General features: G+C 69.8%; 10 protein-coding genes. 7 read left to right on the top strand and 3 right to left on the bottom strand.

Annotation, left to right across the window (positions count from 1 at the left end):
• Positions 1-104: 104 nt before the first annotated feature.
• Positions 105-3,869, bottom strand: coding sequence for a S8 family serine peptidase (locus ACWDEX_RS25070; RefSeq protein ID WP_450466177.1), 3,765 nt, complete (start codon positions 3,867-3,869; stop codon positions 105-107).
• 324 nt (positions 3,870-4,193) lie between these two features.
• Between ACWDEX_RS25070 and ACWDEX_RS25075 the strand changes: the two genes are divergently transcribed.
• Entirely contained in the window at positions 4,194-5,159 is a 966-nt protein-coding gene (locus ACWDEX_RS25075) for a helix-turn-helix domain-containing protein (protein ID WP_450466179.1), read from the top strand.
• A 125-nt stretch (positions 5,160-5,284) separates the two neighbouring features.
• Here the strand turns inward: ACWDEX_RS25075 and ACWDEX_RS25080 are convergent, their stop codons facing one another.
• Together ACWDEX_RS25080 and ACWDEX_RS25085 are read right to left on the bottom strand one after the other, a co-directional pair.
• On the bottom strand, positions 5,285-5,980 hold the full coding sequence (locus ACWDEX_RS25080) for an alpha/beta hydrolase (RefSeq protein ID WP_450466180.1): 696 nt from the start codon (positions 5,978-5,980) through the stop codon (positions 5,285-5,287).
• Between the two features lie 294 nt (positions 5,981-6,274).
• The gene (locus ACWDEX_RS25085; RefSeq protein WP_450466181.1) at positions 6,275-6,823 is read right to left on the bottom strand and encodes a TetR/AcrR family transcriptional regulator; all 549 of its coding nucleotides are present in this window, start codon (positions 6,821-6,823) and stop codon (positions 6,275-6,277) included.
• 174 nt (positions 6,824-6,997) lie between these two features.
• Between ACWDEX_RS25085 and ACWDEX_RS25090 the strand changes: the two genes are divergently transcribed.
• From ACWDEX_RS25090 to ACWDEX_RS25115, 6 genes are all read left to right on the top strand, one after another.
• Positions 6,998-8,011 carry a zinc-binding dehydrogenase gene (locus ACWDEX_RS25090; RefSeq protein ID WP_450466183.1) on the top strand — a complete coding sequence of 338 codons (1,014 nt, stop codon included), beginning with the start codon at positions 6,998-7,000 and terminating at the stop codon, positions 8,009-8,011.
• A 1,329-nt stretch (positions 8,012-9,340) separates the two neighbouring features.
• Entirely contained in the window at positions 9,341-10,819 is a 1,479-nt protein-coding gene (locus ACWDEX_RS25095; RefSeq protein ID WP_450466184.1) for a sugar transferase, read from the top strand.
• A 70-nt stretch (positions 10,820-10,889) separates the two neighbouring features.
• Positions 10,890-12,206, top strand: a complete 1,317-nt coding sequence (locus ACWDEX_RS25100) for a nucleotide sugar dehydrogenase (protein ID WP_450466185.1) — start codon at positions 10,890-10,892, stop codon at positions 12,204-12,206.
• Positions 12,196-13,506: a glycosyltransferase family 4 protein gene (locus ACWDEX_RS25105; protein WP_450466186.1), complete on the top strand. Its 1,311-nt coding sequence runs from the start codon at positions 12,196-12,198 to the stop codon at positions 13,504-13,506. The genes ACWDEX_RS25100 and ACWDEX_RS25105 overlap by 11 nt, the downstream gene beginning before the upstream one ends.
• On the top strand, positions 13,503-14,906 hold the full coding sequence (locus ACWDEX_RS25110) for a Wzz/FepE/Etk N-terminal domain-containing protein (RefSeq protein WP_450466187.1): 1,404 nt from the start codon (positions 13,503-13,505) through the stop codon (positions 14,904-14,906). The genes ACWDEX_RS25105 and ACWDEX_RS25110 overlap by 4 nt, the downstream gene beginning before the upstream one ends.
• Complete coding sequence (locus tag ACWDEX_RS25115) at positions 14,903-16,465, top strand: Wzz/FepE/Etk N-terminal domain-containing protein (RefSeq protein ID WP_450466189.1); 1,563 nt, start codon at positions 14,903-14,905, stop codon at positions 16,463-16,465. The genes ACWDEX_RS25110 and ACWDEX_RS25115 overlap by 4 nt, the downstream gene beginning before the upstream one ends.
• Positions 16,466-16,468: the final 3 nt, after the last annotated feature.

Raw genomic sequence — 16,468 nt, forward strand, 5'->3', positions numbered from 1 at the left:
GCCCCAAAGCCCTCCCCCACCCGCCCCGCGTTCCTGCCGCCGCGGGCACAGGCCGCCCCGGGAGCCGCGTCGGACGCGGCTCCCGGGGCGGCGGTGTGCCGGAGCTACTTCAGCCCGTAGGCCCGCAGGATGGTCTGCTCTACGGTGTCACCGGCGCGGTCGGCACCGTTCACCCTGAGCGAGACGTACGTGGCTTCGGTGGGAGGACGCAGTCGTACCTGGTACTTGCCGGCCGCGATCTGCTCCAACTGCACCTTCGTCCAGTGCGCTCCGTCGTCGTAGGAAACCGAAAGGTCGGCCGAGGCGACCGGGATGGTGACCCCGTCCTGTTGACGGACCGTGAGCTCGAGGACGTGCTGCTTCTTTTCGGCCCGGCCGTAGGTGTCGGTGTCCACCTGGTAGTCGAGCTGGAGCAGGGGCAGGGCCGCCGCGCGGTCACCGTTCACATGTGACGACGTGAACGTCCAGGCGGTGTGTGTCTGCGCCGAGTACGGCGTCGCCCCCGCGGCACGCTGGGCATCGTGGGTGAAACGGTACGTCGCCCGCTCCGGTCCGACCGTCAGCTTGCCCGCGAGGGCGCCGCCCTGGGCGAACAGTTCGCCGTTGCGGTACACCTTCGCCTGGGCGCCGCCGTAGGCGTCGGCGTACACGCCGGCGTGTCCGCTCCCGCCGTCGTTCCATCCGGCGATAGAGAGGTCGATGGTGTCGCCGGTGCGGGTGACGCCGGGGAAACCGGTGGTGATGCCGGGGCTGCCCGCTGGGATGCCGGGCCGCCAGACCGGGGTGTTCCACCGCTCGGTTATCCGCTGTCCAGGACGCAACGCGAGCGGCCGGCCGTACTGCTCGTGGGCCAAGTCCCACGTGGGGCCCGTCGGGTTGGGCTCGAAGACCGGAGTGGACCGCTCGAGGTACTGGAAGCCCGGTGCGGCCCGTACGTAGTCGATGCGGTGCACACCCGCGGGCCAGCCAAGGGTCACACCACTGAAGGCGGGCACATAGCCGACTCCGGTGATGAGGCCCATGCGCATGTCGCCGACAGTGTGGCCGGGGGCGAGCGCGTTGACCGTGGTGTCGATCGACGCCAGCTCCTGCTTCCGTACGGTGACGTCCAGGCCGTCCGGCATGCGCGTCAGCGGCTCCATGATGTCGTAGCCGTAGCTCGGGTATTCACGTCCCTCGAGCTTCATGGGCACGGTCCGTTGCGTCGCGGCGGCACGCAGCGCAGTGGCCTCCTCGTGCGGGAGCGCGAAGCTGGGGATCGGCAGGTCTTCGCCCACCGCGGGGCGGAAACCGCCGGAAAGGTCTCGCCACAGCACGGCGTAGCCCGCCCCGGCTTTGGCGACGGCGTTGATCTGGTCCTCGTAGGGAACCCCTGTCGTCGTGCGGATCAGCGCAACGGCACCGGCCAGGTTGTGCTCCGCCAGGGCCGTGGGATCGGCCGTCCCCACGTCGACGACGCGTGCCGTGCGCGTGCCGTCGAAGCGCGGAGAGGCGTGCGCCGCCGTCGGGGAGACCACCCGTGAGTCGATGACCGGTTGCGGGGACAGGGTGAGCGGCAGCCCTGCTGCCTGAGCGCGGATCAGCGGCTCGTAGGTGTACCAGCGCGCGTTGAGCTGGAGTCGGCCGGTCGCGGGGGGCGCGGCCTCGGCGAGCCACAGCCGTTCGTTGCCGCCGGCGAAGAAGTCCACTGCCCCGGGCGAGCCCTCCTGGTCGCCGACCTTGAAGAACCGCTGGTAGGAAACCATCAGCCAGGTGCGGTCCACGGGCTGCGGGGTGTGCAGCCGAACCTCCTTGGCGGCACGCGCGTCGAACCGCAGGTCGGTGTCGGCGGCGACCGCGACGTCGTGATCGGCCATCAGCACACTGTCGACAGGCTCCACCCCGGTCGGTGTGTCCCGCGTGCTGTAGACGGCGGCGAACGCGTCGTAGTGGCCGGGAGGAACCCGGAGCGTGTGGTCCCCCGAGGTCAGGATGTCGAGGTAGCCCTCACCGCTCTGGCCGTCGACCAGGATGACGAATCCATAGGACGGCGGTGCCCCGTCCCGTCCCTTGACGTGCAGGTTCAGGTCGTAGTGCGGGCTCTCCGCGTTGACACCCAGCGTGGTGCGGGTGGTGACGGTGCCGTCGGTCGCGGTCAGGTAGCCGGTGTGCAGGCCGTCGGAGAGTGCCTTGGGCTCGACGGTGACATCGACAGTGGCGCTGCCCTTGGCCGGGACGGTCACGGTGCTCGCACCGAGGTGGAACTCGGCCGGCGCGGTCAGAGCGAGAGTGACCGCGGTGTCGGTGTCGTTGGTGTAGGTGACCTGTTTGGTGACCGGGTCGCCGTCGTGGGGGTAGGCGAGTCTGCCGACATCGAGGTTGCCCGGCTCGGCGTAGACGCCCTGGTCGTGGGCGCGGGCGACGTCGATCCGCCCGGTCCCCACCTCGGTGGGCACCTGCTTCGGGTCCAGTTGCCTGGTGGTGCTGACGAGGGCCGCCTTGAGTTTCGCGGCCTTCCAGCCGGGATGCTGCTGGGCCAGGAGCGCGGCCGCTCCCGCGACATGGGGCGTGGCCATGGAAGTGCCGCTGAGCGTGGTGTACTTCGCGTCGACGATCGAGCCGAGTGCGGTGCCGTCGGCCCGGGCGGCGGTGATGTTCACTCCAGGGGCGGTCAGGTCCGGCTTCACCGCGAGGCTCTCCGGCAGCGGTCCACGGCTGGAGAAGTTCGCGAGCGCGTCCTGCTTGCTCGTCGCACCCACCGTGAGCGCGGCCGCCGCCGCACCGGGGGAACCGACGGTCTCCTCGGACGGGCCGGAGTTGCCCGCCGCGATGACGAACAGGGTGCCGGTGTCGGCGGTGAGCCGGTTGACGGCAAGGCTCAGCGGATCGGTGCCGTCGCTGGGGCCGCCACCGAGGCTCATGCTGACGACGGGGGCGTGCTGGGCGGCCCACTCCATGCCGGCGATGATCCAAGAGTCCTGGCCAGTACCGGAGTTGTCGAGGACCTTGCCAATCTCCAGGTTGGCGCCCGGTGCGACCCCCTTGTACTTGCCGCCGGAGGCTGCGCCCGTGCCGGCGATGGTGGAGGCGACGTGAGTGCCGTGGCCGTGCTTGTCCCGGGCGCCTTCGCCGGGGACGAACGAGACGACGTTGTCGAGCCGGCCGGCGAAGTCGGGGTGGTCGGCGTCGATGCCGGTGTCGAGGACGGCGACCTTGACGCCGGTGCCGTCGTGTCCGGCCCGCCATGCTTCGGGCGCGCCGATCAGCGGGACGGACTCGGCCAGGTCGGCCTTCACCTTGCCGTCCAACCACAGCCTGTCGATACCACCGTTCAGGGTGCGCGCGGTCGGTGTCGCCGGTTCGATCGACCTCCAGTACCTGCCGGGCTGCTTCTTGTCGGTAGCCAAGGCAACACCGTTGATGCTGCGCAGCTTGCGCTGGGACTTCGCTCCGGCGGGCGCCTTGTCGGCGTGCACGCTGCCCGTGCGGTAGGTCGCGATCACCGGGAGAGTCGCACTGTGGGCGTCGTCGTAGCCGTCGTCGATCAGTCTGGTGACGTTGAACAGTTCGCGGTCGAGCCTTCCGGCACCGATCAGCGGAAGGGCCTCGGCCGGCAAAACGTAGGTGTCCTTGCCCAGCCTGACGACGCTGAAGTCGTGGTCACCGGGCGCTGCGACCGCAGCCTGGTCTTTTCCGTCGGGACCGCGGGTGACGGTGACATGCTCGCCGGTGAGCAGAGTCACGTCGTGACGCTGGACAGCGGCCTTGTGCGTGGTGCCGCTGAGAGGAAGCGGTGCTCTAGGTGGCGGTGCTGCCTGGGCTGGGTTCCCGGCGAACGCGACGGTCACCAGCAGTGACACACCGATGGTGCGCCAGAGCCTGGTACGCATGAAAACGGCCTCCTGCGCTTGGTGTAAACGGGGGGCGATCGGCTGGTTGGGAATCCTGGGGGCTCGCTCCCGTCCCTGGCCACAGCGCGGCATGTCGCAACCACGACATGTCGCAACCACGACATGTCGCGGTTGCGTACGCACTACCCTGTCCGGCGGATGGGGGGGCGCCGCAGTGCACCGGAGACAGGTCGCACCGCGACGGACCATCCACCGGTCTTTGCAAGGCAATTGACACCTGGTCGGCCAGAACGCGCGGGCACACGGACGAATGCCCGCACGGAGGTGAGCCGCTGCAAGGTGGTTGGTGCGGAAAGGCGGACGATGCTGCGAGGTCTGGGGATCAGCGAGCAGGAAGAACTGGTCTACACCGTGCTGCTGGGCCAAGGTGACGTGTCGCCGGCTGAGATCACGGCAGCCACCGGCCTCGCACTGTCCGCCGTGACCCGCTCGCTCACCCGGTTACGCCGACTGCGGTTGGTGACCAGGCGTAGTGGCCGACCGGTCCGGTACGCCGCTCTGTCCCCCGAGGTCGGCCTCGGGGGACTGCTCGTGGAACGACAGGGGCTGCTCCAGGAGGCGCAGGAGCGAGTGATCGAGCTGCTCGCCGCCCACCGCAACGCCGGTGGCCCGCACCAGAGCGAGAACGTGGTCGAGGTCATCACCGCTACCGACGAGATCGCGCAATGTGTGGTCGCCATGGAGCGCAGCGCACGGGAAGGGGCTCAGATCTTCGTCCGGAGTCCCTACATCATCGACACCAACATGACGATGCCCGAGACTCCACAGAACGTGGTGAACCGATTCGTCTACGAGCGGGACCTTCTGGAGGACGAGCGTACCCGCGAGGAGATATCCGTCTTCTTGGCCGCGAACTACCAAATCCGGGTGACCGACTCCCTGCCCACCAAGCTCATCATCGTCGACCGCCGGGTGGCGCTGGTGCCGATGCTGCCGGACCAGGAGTCCGTCTCACCGGGATTCCTGCTCCTACGGGGCCGTGCGATCGTCACCGCGCTGGCCGAACTGTTCGACCATGTCTGGGCACGAGCGACACCACTGCGGCTCACGGCATCCGGGCTGGCGCAGGAGGACGTGCCGACGCTGGACGACACCGACATGAAGCTGATCACGCTGATGCTGTCCGGTCTGCCGGACAAAGCGGTCGCCTCGCAGCTCGGCACCAGCCTGCGGACCGTCCAGCGTCGGCTGCGCCAGCTGATGGAACTGACCGGCACCGCCAACAGGATGCAGCTCGGCTGGTACGCGGCACGCGCCGGCCTGGTCTGAGCCTGCTTGCTCAGGGCTTGCCGGGAACCAACCTGCCGATCCGGCCTTTGCGTTGTCCGTGGGGAGACAGACCCTCCTTGTCACAAAGCCGCACTGGAGTACCTGGCCCGTGTATCCGACGTGGGTCAAGTGGTAGTGGCGAGTTCGGCCAGGTGCCGGGCTGTGCCGGCAGGATCGATGATCTGATGGAGGTGTTCGCCGGGCAGTTGTGCCACCCGCCATCCGCGTTCGCGCGCCTCGGCGGCGAAGTCGTCGTACGGAGGGCCGAACAGCAAGTAGGAGCAGGGGTGGTCGTCCCAGCCGTCGGGAACCGGGATGTGCTGCTCGTAGTAGGACAGCGGCAGCGTGGGCTGCTCCTCGATGACCGTCCGCCGCATCCCCGGGTCGGAGAACATGGGTGCGATGTCTGTCTCCTCCCACCAATCGGTCCAGCGTGGCAGCCTGCCGTTCACAGCCATCGGGCGGAGGAACTCCAGCAACTCGGCGGTGGCGACAGGAGTCGGTCCGATTCGGGCCGGCAGCGCGGCATCGACGAAGATCGAGCCGGTCACCGGGTGGTCGAGGCCCGAACGAATCGACGGGAGAAACAAGCCCGCGTTGCTGTGCGCCACCAACGTGACGGGACTGTCGGCCGAGACCTGCCGCAGGTCGTCGCGAACAGCACCGACGACGCGGGGCCAGAAAGGCGGAGCGCCGGCGCCTACGTGCAGCAGGGACGGCACCCGTACCTGGTATCCCGCCGCCCTCAGGTGTTCGGCCACAGGGTGCCAGGTCGAGGGACCTACAGATGGGCTGTGTACGAGAACGAAGATCGGCTGCATGCGACGATCCTGTCGCCCATGCCATCGGATCCGCCACCGTCTTGGCCGACAGCAGAACGCTTCGCTTCGAAGTAGCTGACGTACTAACGACGACACGGCCGTCGACAAGCACCCGTCGATGGCGGTGACGAGGACGGTGGCTTCGCGGCGAACGGCGAGATGCGCAGCGCGCACGTCCGGGCCGGCCGTCCGCGCTCCTCTGGCGCCGCCGGATCGGGTGGGGTGGGTTCACTGTCGTCACTCGATCCAACGGGCTGCGGCTTCCTGAGGCCGAGGGCGTCCCCCGGGGCCGGTTCAGGGGCCGGCCGGGGGCCGCGGGAGCGCGCCGGTGAGAGCGAGGGTGACGAGTCGCGCGGCGAGGTCCTCGTCGAGCGGGGCGCCGCTGATGAGGGCGCGGGTGAACAGGGCGCCGCTGATGGCTTCGATGACGAGGCCGGGGTCCGTGTCCGGTGCGAGTTCGCCGCGCTCGACGCCCCGGCGGACCATGACGGCGCCGCGTTCGAGACGCTCGGTCCAGTAGGGGAGGCGTCGGTCCGGCAGGGTGTCGTCGCGTTCGGCGCTCAGCCGGAGCAGTGCCTCGCCCTGCGCCGTCGCGAGCAGCCGTGCCAGCGCGCCGAAGTAGGCGGCGAGGTCGTCGTGGACGTGTCCGGTGTCCGGCACGGGCATCGTCGCGTCGAGCTGTTCGGTCAGCGCTTCCAGGATCAGGTTCTCCCGGGTCCCCCATCGCCGGTAGACGGAGGTCTCGTGGACGCCGGCGGCGCGGGCGACGGCACCGATGGTGGTACCGGCGAGCCCGCGTTCTGTCAGGACGTCCACGGTGGCGGCAAGGACGGCGGAGCGCATGCGGGCCCCTCGGCGGCGCAAGGGCGGTGCATTCTGGTCGGAGGAAGCCATGACCCATCCTAACGCAAGGTCACTTGCTTTACCTGGAGAGCGGGCGTACGTTTCATTGCAAGGTGACTTGCGTTAAGGGGCCCGGCGCCCCGGGGTCGCCGCCGCGCCAAAGGAGGCCATGTCATGGAGCAGATGCTCGCCGCCCGGCTGCACATCCCCAGCCGCACTCTGCGGATCGAGGACGTGACGAAGCCCGCACCTGGTCCAGGCCAGGTCCTGGTGAAGGTGGAGGCCGCCGGCGTCTGCCTGTCGGACGTCCACCTGATCGACGGCACCCTCACGCCGCTGCTGCTGCGCGGCGACACGGTCACCCTGGGCCACGAGGTGTCCGGCACCATCGCGGAAACCGGGCCGGGTGTCACCCGTTGGACCCCGGGTCAGCGGGTCGTGCTGTACGCCGGTGAGGTCCGCGACGGCGTCACGTACACCCGTGGTGTGGACTATGACGGCGGCTGGGCCGAGTACGCGCTCTCCGCCGAGGACGCCCTCACGGAACTGCCCGCAGCCATCCCCTTCGACCAAGGCGCGATCATCCCGGACGCGGTCTCCACACCTTGGGGCGCGATCACCGTCACAGGTGCCGTGAAGCCCGCCGAGGCCGTCGGTGTCTGGGGCGTCGGCGGACTTGGCGTCCACGCCGTCCAGCTGCTGCGGGCCGTCGGCGCGTGCCCCGTCATCGCGGTCGACCCCAATCCCACCGCCCGCGAGCGCGCCCTCGCCCAGGGAGCGGACCTGGCGCTCGACCCCGCCGACCCGGCGCTGCGCGAGCGGATCGGCGAGGCGACCGGTGGGGCCGATCTCGCCGCTGCCTTCGACTTCGCCGGCGTGCCGGCCGTCCGTGAACAGGCGCTCTCGGTGCTCGCGCCCAAGGGTCGGCTGGTTCTCGTGGGCCTGACCGACAAGCCGCTGGCCGTCGCCGACGGCACCCGCTTCAGCTACCTCCAGCAGCAGATCCTCGGCCACTACGGCTCCGACATGCCGGTCGCGCTGCCGCAACTGCTGTCCCTGCTCCAGGGCGGCCGGCTGGACTTCTCCGGATCGATCAGCGGTGAACTCCCGCTGACGAAGGCCGCCGAGGCGGTGGAGCGACTGGAGAACAAGACCGGCGACCCGATCCGGTTGATCCTGCGCCCCTGACCTGGTGCCGCCGACGCGGGCCCGTGCCGTCCCACACCCCCGGCACGCGCCCGCACCCCGCGGCCCGGGACGATCCGGAAGAGACGCCCTGAGGGCTGTCCAGCGCTGAGGGATGCCGTCAGCGGTGGTCGCCCTACAGGGCGCACCGCCAGACCGACATCAGCCTGACCTGAGCCCACCAATGGTTCCGCCGTCACCCGCTGGGATTTTTCTGGGAAGTCCGGCTGCGTCAGCGGGCACGAGCCCGAAATACCCGAGAGAGCATTTACGCGGGTTCGATCCCTGAGACCACACAGCCCAGCAGGTCACGGGTCTCGCTAGTCTTTTCGTGTTCCGGGAAGTAGTGATCCCGCCTGTCCTCGCTGCCCGGGACTCGACGCCCCTGGGGAGATTCTGAGGAGTATCCGCGCTGCTGGGGAACACGAAGGGAGGATCGACAAAGGTAGTCCGCCCTTCCATCCTCCGGCGCTGAGCCGATACCGCCGGAACATCAACCCGGCCCTCGACGGCCTCAATCGCCCGACCGGAATCCGTGAAACTCCCCTTGCCCGAGCGGCCCTGCTCGACTGAATATCGAGGTGAGCGTCATTTCGCGTCACGAAACAACCCTTGACGCACATGGTGCGCATCCATCGAACCGCGGGTCAGCGACCGTTTTCGTCGGGCTCGAAGATCGCCATGCCGCCGAACACCGACATGATCAAGTCGTGCGCCACTTGTCCGGGGCGATCGCCCCGCCCGCCCCGAGCACCCACAGCGGCACGCCCTAGAGCATGAACAGCGGGGAGTTGTCGGCTCGCTGAAGCTCGCCGGTCACGACCGTGTGGAAGCCGCACCCGGGGGCCGGGCGAGCTGCTGGAGCGCGCGGTGGCGCCGAGGCACCCGTAGGCGGTCACCGGCTGGCGGATCCAGTCCCAAAGCTTGAGCACCAATTGCACACATCCCCTCTACATACCGGCCGTGATGCTCTAGATTGACCGTGCTTCAGCTCTTCGGACACGAGGCGACCAAAATGATCTATAGGTCCGGCACTACGGAAAGCCAGCAGTCGCGTCCCCGGCGCCAGACGTGGGGGTGATCAATTCTGGGAGCCCGGAAGAGGAACTTGGGTGCGGGGAGGACCTGAGGTTTCGACGGGTTGCACCTGGGGAGTCCGGCAGGAAATGCGGGTCCCTGCCGCCGGGGTGTGAGGCAACGCTGAAGTAGCCGGGATGTCATACGTGGGGGGCGGGGGCCTCCCGCGGGGAGGTGTGCCGGGAGGCGGGGGTCTCCCGGAGGGGGAACAGTGTTAGGCGAGCACGTCGAATCACTGGCGACCTGGGGGGTTCTGTGCGGCAGGGGGAATTAGTCAGCCCGTTTCCGTCGGCGCGCGGGCGTCTGGCGAACGGGGCATTCAGTCAGCCCGAGATCGAGTGGGAGCAGCGGTACCGCCGTACCGTGATCACCAGCGACAGCGTGGCCACCGCCTTCGTGGTGGGAGTGATCGGTAACTTCTTCGGGGCCCGGGACGCGGCCAACTGGCACGAGAAGTGGGGAATTCTCGCATTCGGCACCGAGCTGCTGGTGCTGGGAGCACTGGCGGTGAGCCGGTCGTGGGCTCCAGCCGTGCTCGGCCAGGGCGCCGAGGAATTCCGCCGACTCGGACGCTCACTGTTCATGGCGACCGTCGTACTGGCGCTCGGCGGGATCGCCCTCACTTCGCGCAACATCAAGCTCTGGATCTTCGTCGCAATCCCGGCGATCGCGCTCGTCACCATGACCGCGCGGTATCTGCTGCGCCTCTGGCTGCACAAGCAGCGGAAGGAAGGACGGTGCCTGCGACCAGTGCTCGCTGCCGGGAGCCTGGCCACCGTGCGGGACCTGATCACCCGAACCCGCAAGTTCCCGCACCTCGGCTGGCGGGTGGATGCGGTGTGCACGACGGACGGTCTCGGGCTCGACGGTGACCAACTGGACGGAGTGCCGGTCGTCGGCCGACTGGCGGACGTCGCCGACCACGTCCGCCGCGACGGCTACCGTGTCGTCGCGGTCACACCGGACCCGCACTGGTCGCCGGACCGGCTGCAGCGGCTGGCTTGGAACCTCGAAGGCAGCGATGCCGAGATGATCGTGGCCCCCGTGCTGATGGAGGTGGCCGGCCCGCGGCTGCACGTCGACGCGGTGCTCGGGATCCCGCTGCTGCGGGTCAGCATGCCGGCCTTCACCGGGGGCCGCCGGGCGGTCAAGGAGGTCGTCGATCGGCTGGGCGCGGTGATCCTGCTGATGCTGTTCGCGCCGCTGATGGTGCTCGTCGGGCTGCTCGTGCTGGTGGACAGCCGGGGTGGGGCGTTCTACCGCCAGCGAAGAGTCGGCAAGGACGGCCGCGAGTTCACCATTCTCAAGTTCCGCACCATGGTCGCCGGGGCTGACCGGGCACGCGCCGCGCTCGCCGACCGCAACGAGGGCGCCGGCCTGCTGTTCAAGCTCCGCCGGGATCCGCGAGTGACCCGGGTGGGAGCAGTGCTGCGCCGGTACTCGATCGACGAGCTCCCGCAGCTTTTCAACGTACTCACCGGATCGATGTCGCTCGTCGGTCCGCGGCCTCCGTTACCGGAGGAGTCCGCTGCGTACGGCCCGGACATCCGACGGCGGCTGCTGGTCAAGCCCGGGCTCACCGGCCTGTGGCAGATCAGCGGACGCAGCGACCTGCCGTGGGAGGAGGCGGTCCGGCTGGACCTGCGGTACGTGGAGGACTGGTCGCTCGCCCTGGACACAGTGATCTTGTGGAAGACGCTGCGTGCGGTGATCTACGGGCAGGGGGCCTACTGATGCGCGGGGGCCGTCGTGCCGGCGCGCGAACCGCAGGCCGCCAGGGCCTGCCTGGGGGGAGGGACGGGTCATGAGAGTCAGCGTTTTCGGGCTCGGCTACGTGGGCTGCGTGTCGGCCGCGTGCCTGGCCAGCATGGGTCACGAGGTCATCGGGGTGGACGTGAACCAGGTGAAGGTCGACCTGGTCAACGACGGCAAGGCCCCGGTGGTCGAGGAACGGATCGGCGAGCTCATCGCCGAGGTCGTGCGGACCGGAGCGTTACGCGCCACCGGCGACGTCCGCGAGGCGATCATGGGCAGCGAGGTGTCGCTGGTCTGCGTGGGCACGCCGTCGGAGCCCAACGGCAGTCTGTGCACCACGTACCTGGAGCGGGTCACCGAGCAGATCGGCGCCGTGCTGGCCGAGCGGGGTGGGCGGCAGACCGTCGTGTTCCGCAGCACCATGCTCCCTGGCACCTGCCTGAACCTGCTGGTCCCCATACTGGAGAAGTACGTCGGCGGCACGGCCGGGGTGGACTTCGGAGTCGCGGTCAACCCGGAGTTCCTGCGCGAGGGCACGAGCGTGCGGGACTTCTTCGACCCGCCCAAGACCGTCATCGGCGAACTCGACCCGGCAAGCGGCGACGCGGTGATGGCGCTGTACGACGGCTTGCCCGGCGAGGTGTTCCGGGTGCCGGTCGCGACGGCCGAGGCGATCAAGTACGCGGACAACGCGTTCCACGGCCTCAAGATCGGCTTCGCGAACGAACTGGGCGCGGTGTGCCAGGCGCTCGGGGTGGACTCGCACCAGGTGATGGATGTGTTCCTGGCCGACCGCAAGCTGAACATCAGCCCCGCCTACCTGCGGCCCGGCTTCTCCTTCGGTGGCTCCTGTCTGCCCAAGGACCTGCGCAGCCTGGTCCACGCGGCGCAGCGGGCCGATGTCTCGGTGCCCATCCTCTCCCACGTCCTGCCCTCCAACTCCGCACATCTGCAGCGCGCGGTGGAGCTGGTCGAACGCACCGGCAAGCGCCGGGTGGGCCTGTTCGGCCTGTCCTTCAAACCCGGTACCGACGACCTCCGCGAGAGCCCGCTCGTCGAGCTGGCGGAGAGGCTCTTCGGCAAGGGTTACGACCTGCGGATCCACGACCCCAACGTGAGCCTCTCCCGGCTGCTCGGCGCGAACCGCGAGTACATCGAGACCCGGCTGCCGCACCTCGCGCAACTGCTCGCGGAATCCGTCGACGAGGTGCTCGAGCACGCCGAGGTGTGCCTGGTCGGAACCAGGGATCCCGCCGTCCTGTCGGCGCTGCCGCATGGCGACGGCCCGGTGATTGTCGACCTCATCCACCTTCCCGACGCCGACGCGCGCCGGACCGAACCGGGGTACATGGGCCTTGCTTGGTGACACATCGTTTGGTGACACGTCGTTTGGTGACACGTCGTTTGGTGACACAGCCACCGGCGACCGGCCGGACCGGCGCGCGCTGATCCTGGTGGAGAACCTGTCGGTGCCGTTCGACCGGCGAGTGTGGCAGGAGTGCACGACGCTGCGCGACGCGGGCTGGAAGGTGCACGTCATCTGTCCCCGGGGGAGTAAGCGGGACACGGAGCCGGAGGCGGAGATCGACGGGGTGCGGATCCATCGTTACCCGTTGCGCGCGGCCACCGGAGGGCCGGCCGGCTACCTGCGGGAGTACGGATCGGCGTTGTGGCACACGACCCGGCTGGCCCGCAAGGTCGGCCCGGTCGACGTGGTCCACGCCTGCAACCCGCCCGACCTGCTGTTCCTGCCGGCACTGTGGCTGAAGCGGCGCGGCGCGCGGTTCGTCTTCGACCAACACGACCTGATACCCGAGCTGTACCTCTCCCGGTTCGGCCGCGGCAAGGATCTGCTCTACCGGGCCGTGTGCGCGCTGGAACGGCTGACCTACCGGGCCGCCGACGTCGTACTCGCCACGAACGAGAGCTACCGGGACGTCGCGATACGCCGTGGCGGTCAGCGGCCGGCGGATGTCTTCGTGGTGCGCAGCGCGCCGGAGACCGACCGGTTCCAACCGGCACCGCCCGAGCCGGAGCTGAAGCGCGGCAAACCTCATCTGCTGTGTTACCTCGGCGTCATGGGCCCTCAGGACGGCGTCGACTACGCCTTGCGGGCCCTTGCGAAGATGCGCGACGAGCTCGGGCGGACCGACTGGCACGCGGTGTTCGTCGGCTCCGGCGACGCCTTCGACGCGATGGTGGAGCTGTCCCGGCGGCTCGGGCTCTCGGAGCAGGTGCAGTTCACCGGGCGCATTCCGGACGCCGACCTGGTGCGCTACCTGTCCACCGCGGACGTGTGCCTCTCCCCCGACCCGCGCAATCCGCTCAACGACGTGTCGACCATGAACAAGGTCCTGGAGTACATGGCGATGGGCCGGCCGATCGTCTCGTTCGACCTCCGGGAGGCGCGGGTCTCCGCCGGTGACGCCGCCGTCTACGCGCCCGCCAACGACGAGGCCGAATTCGCCAAGCTCGTCGCGCTGCTGCTGGATGATCCGGAGAAGCGGGCCCAGATGGGCAAGATCGGCCAGGAGCGGATCAGCGGGCAGCTTTCCTGGCGGAACTCCCAGCGATCGCTGCTCGCCGCGTACGCCGCTGCCTGCCGTGACCACACTCCGGTGTCGGCGGACGCCCGGGTTCGGACAGGGAGAAGGCCGCGCCGTTGAGCGATGACACGATACGCCTGGTCACGATCGGGCGGATTCTCCGTCGGCGCTGGCGGCTTCTCGCCATCCTCACCGTGGTGGGCGCGCTCGTCGGCTACGGCACTTCGGCGCTGTTTTTTCCGCAGCGTTACACGGCGTCGGCATCGGTACTGCTGCCGGGGCAGTGGGGGGAACGCGAGCTGCTGACCCAGGTGGAGGTCGCGACCAGTTCGGCGGTAGTCGACCGCGCGGCTGCGACACTCCGCTGGAGCGGCGTCAGCGGCAGCAAGCTGCGGGATCGAGTGAGCGCCAAGGCTGCCGACGGGAACATCATCAAGATCTCGGGTACGGCCGACACTCCGGAGCGCGCGCAGCGGCTCGCCGACCAGATGGCCCAGCAGTTCGTCACGTTCGCCACGCAGATCGCGGGCGGCAGCACCGACCCAGGCGCGGCGGCGGGGCCCGGGGCACTGCGGCAGAAGGTGTCGCAGACCAACCGCCGCATCACCGACCTGGCCAACGCGGCCGATCCGGGCCGGACCGTGGAGAGCGTGCAGGCCCGCACCGAGCTCGAGAAGCTGCGCACCGCGCTGCAGGAGGCCATGAAGAAACTGGACGAGGCCGACCCGTCGACCAACAAGGCCGGCCTGGTCGTCATGGGGCCGGCAGCCCGGCCGACCGGCGAGGCACCGCCGACGAGGATGCAGCTCATCGTCGCCGGGGCGCTGCTGTTCTTCCTGCTCACGGTCATCGGCCATCTCACCGCCGCACGGGTGAATCGCCGACTGCGCACCGAACCGGAGATCGCCGCGGCGCTGGGCTCGGCGCTGCTGGGTACCGTCGACGTACCTCGTGAAAAACGGCCCGCGCACCGGCCGGAAGGCCGCGGCGCGCGGGGCCGGCTCCGACGGCTGCTGGGCGTCGACACCCGGTGGGACATGCCGACCCCGCAGGCGTCCGTCGACGAGGCCGGCAGGCGGATCCGCTACCGGCGGGTGTGCGCTCGCCTCCAGGAGCAGCTGCCGGCCCCCCGGCGGCTGCTGGTTGTCGTACCGGACGGCGACGAGATCGCCCGCCGGGCCGCCGGGCAGCTCGTCGCCGAGGCCAGGAGCGATCCTTCCCCGAGCTCTTCGAGCAGGGGATACCCCGTGCTGCGGGTGGTGGAGGTTTCGGTGTCCCGGCCGACCGTGCCGGACCGCGACACCGAATCCGGTGCCCTGGTCGTACTCAGCGCGGGCAGCTGGACCGCAGAGGAACTCGCCGGCATCGCCGAGGCGTGTGCAGAAGGCGGACATGAGGTCGTCGGCATCGTCGTCGCCGGCACGGTCCGGGTCCGTCCGACGCGGTCTGCCGACCATGCTCCGGACAACGCCACTCCGGCGGCCGCGGTTCGCGGCCACGCGACGGGAGGTTCCGCGTGACGACGAGCAACACCTCGGAGTCGTCGGCCGCCGCTCCGCTGCTGGACCTGCACGCGCTGGTGGTGGCGGTGCGCAGGCGCCGCCGCTTCTGGTGCTCCTTGGCGCTGCTGGGGCTACTGGTCGGTGCGGCGGTGGCGGTCCTGCTGCCGCCGCCCCCGACCGCGGTGACCAAGGTCCTGGTAGCGCATCAGGACGACCAGCCGAACGACACCGGAACGCTGATCCGCACCGACGTCGAGCTACTGGGGACCACGCGGATCGCCGACAAAGCCCTGCAGTCCCTGAAGTCCCCGGAAAAACCGGAGGACTTCATGCGGGACTACCGGGGTACCGGCTTGACCAACAACCTGCTGCAGATCACTGTGACAGGTGACAGCGACGCGGAAGCAGCGGCCCGGGCCAAGGCACTGGCCGATGCGTTCGTCGCGGACCATGTGAGGCGGATGCGGGAGGCCGCGAAGACCGAAGCCGACGCCCTGCTCGGCCAGCGTGACCGCATGCGGGAAGAACTCGCCCAGGTCAACAAGGCGATCGGGGGCCGATCGCCGGAGAGCGACCCGACAGCGTCGGCGAGCCTCGAGTCGCTCTTCGCCCGCCGGGCCGAACTCGACTCGCGGATCGCCGATTTCGACCAGCGCGCCACGGAGGCGCGCACCGGCTCGCCCAAGATCATCTCCGGCACACAGATCGTGGACGCCCCACGCGCGGTGCGGCACTCCCTGCCCAAGGCCGCTACCACCGACGCCGCGATCGGGCTCGTCCTCGGGCTCTTCCTCGGGCTCGCGCTGGCCGCGGTCGGCGCGGTGGTGGCGGACCGCCCCGTGCTGCGCCGGGAGATCGCGGCGAACCTGGGCGCCTCGGTGATCGCGGAGCTGCGCCGCGCGCCCCGCCGGTCGGCCCGGCCGTGGCAGCGCCGTCGGACCCGGGCGGCACACGAACGGCTCACCGCGACCCTGGCCCGCACCGTGCGCGGCTCCGCGGAACCGGTGTCGCTGCTGGAACTGGGCTGTGCGCGCAGCACAAGCGTGATCGCCCTGAACGTCGCCAGGGCGCTGGCGGCGGAGGGCCCCGTGGTCGTCATCGATGGTCTGCCCGGCGCGCAGCTCGCAGGCCGCCGCCCGAAGCCAGGAGACCCGACCGTGGTCAGCGGCGAGGGTGCCGCGGCCGTGTCGCCTCAGGAACGCCGACTCGGCGTCGGCTCCGTGGCGCCCGGCACGACGTGGACCGACCTCCAGTACCTCGGCACCCGGACCGTGCTCGTCGTGCGTGCCGGGCACGGCAGCGCCGCATGGCTGCACACCGTGGCACGGCAGCTCGCGGACCAGCGCATCCCGGTGATCGGTGTGGTGCTGGTCGACCCCGATCCGCGTGACCGGACCGACGGCACGCTGTGGGACGGGCTGCACACCGCGCTGCGCGGCCAGAGCGAGCGGCCGGCCCGGCAGAACGGTGGGGGTACCTCCCACGCCGTTCAGGCAGTGAGGGAGGGCCGGCGGCGGAAGGAGCAGCAACCGATGTGGGCCACACGGGGTCCGGACAACGACCAGGAGGCGCGGTAGGAC

Source organism: Streptomyces sp. NPDC001020 (genome assembly GCF_053599115.1).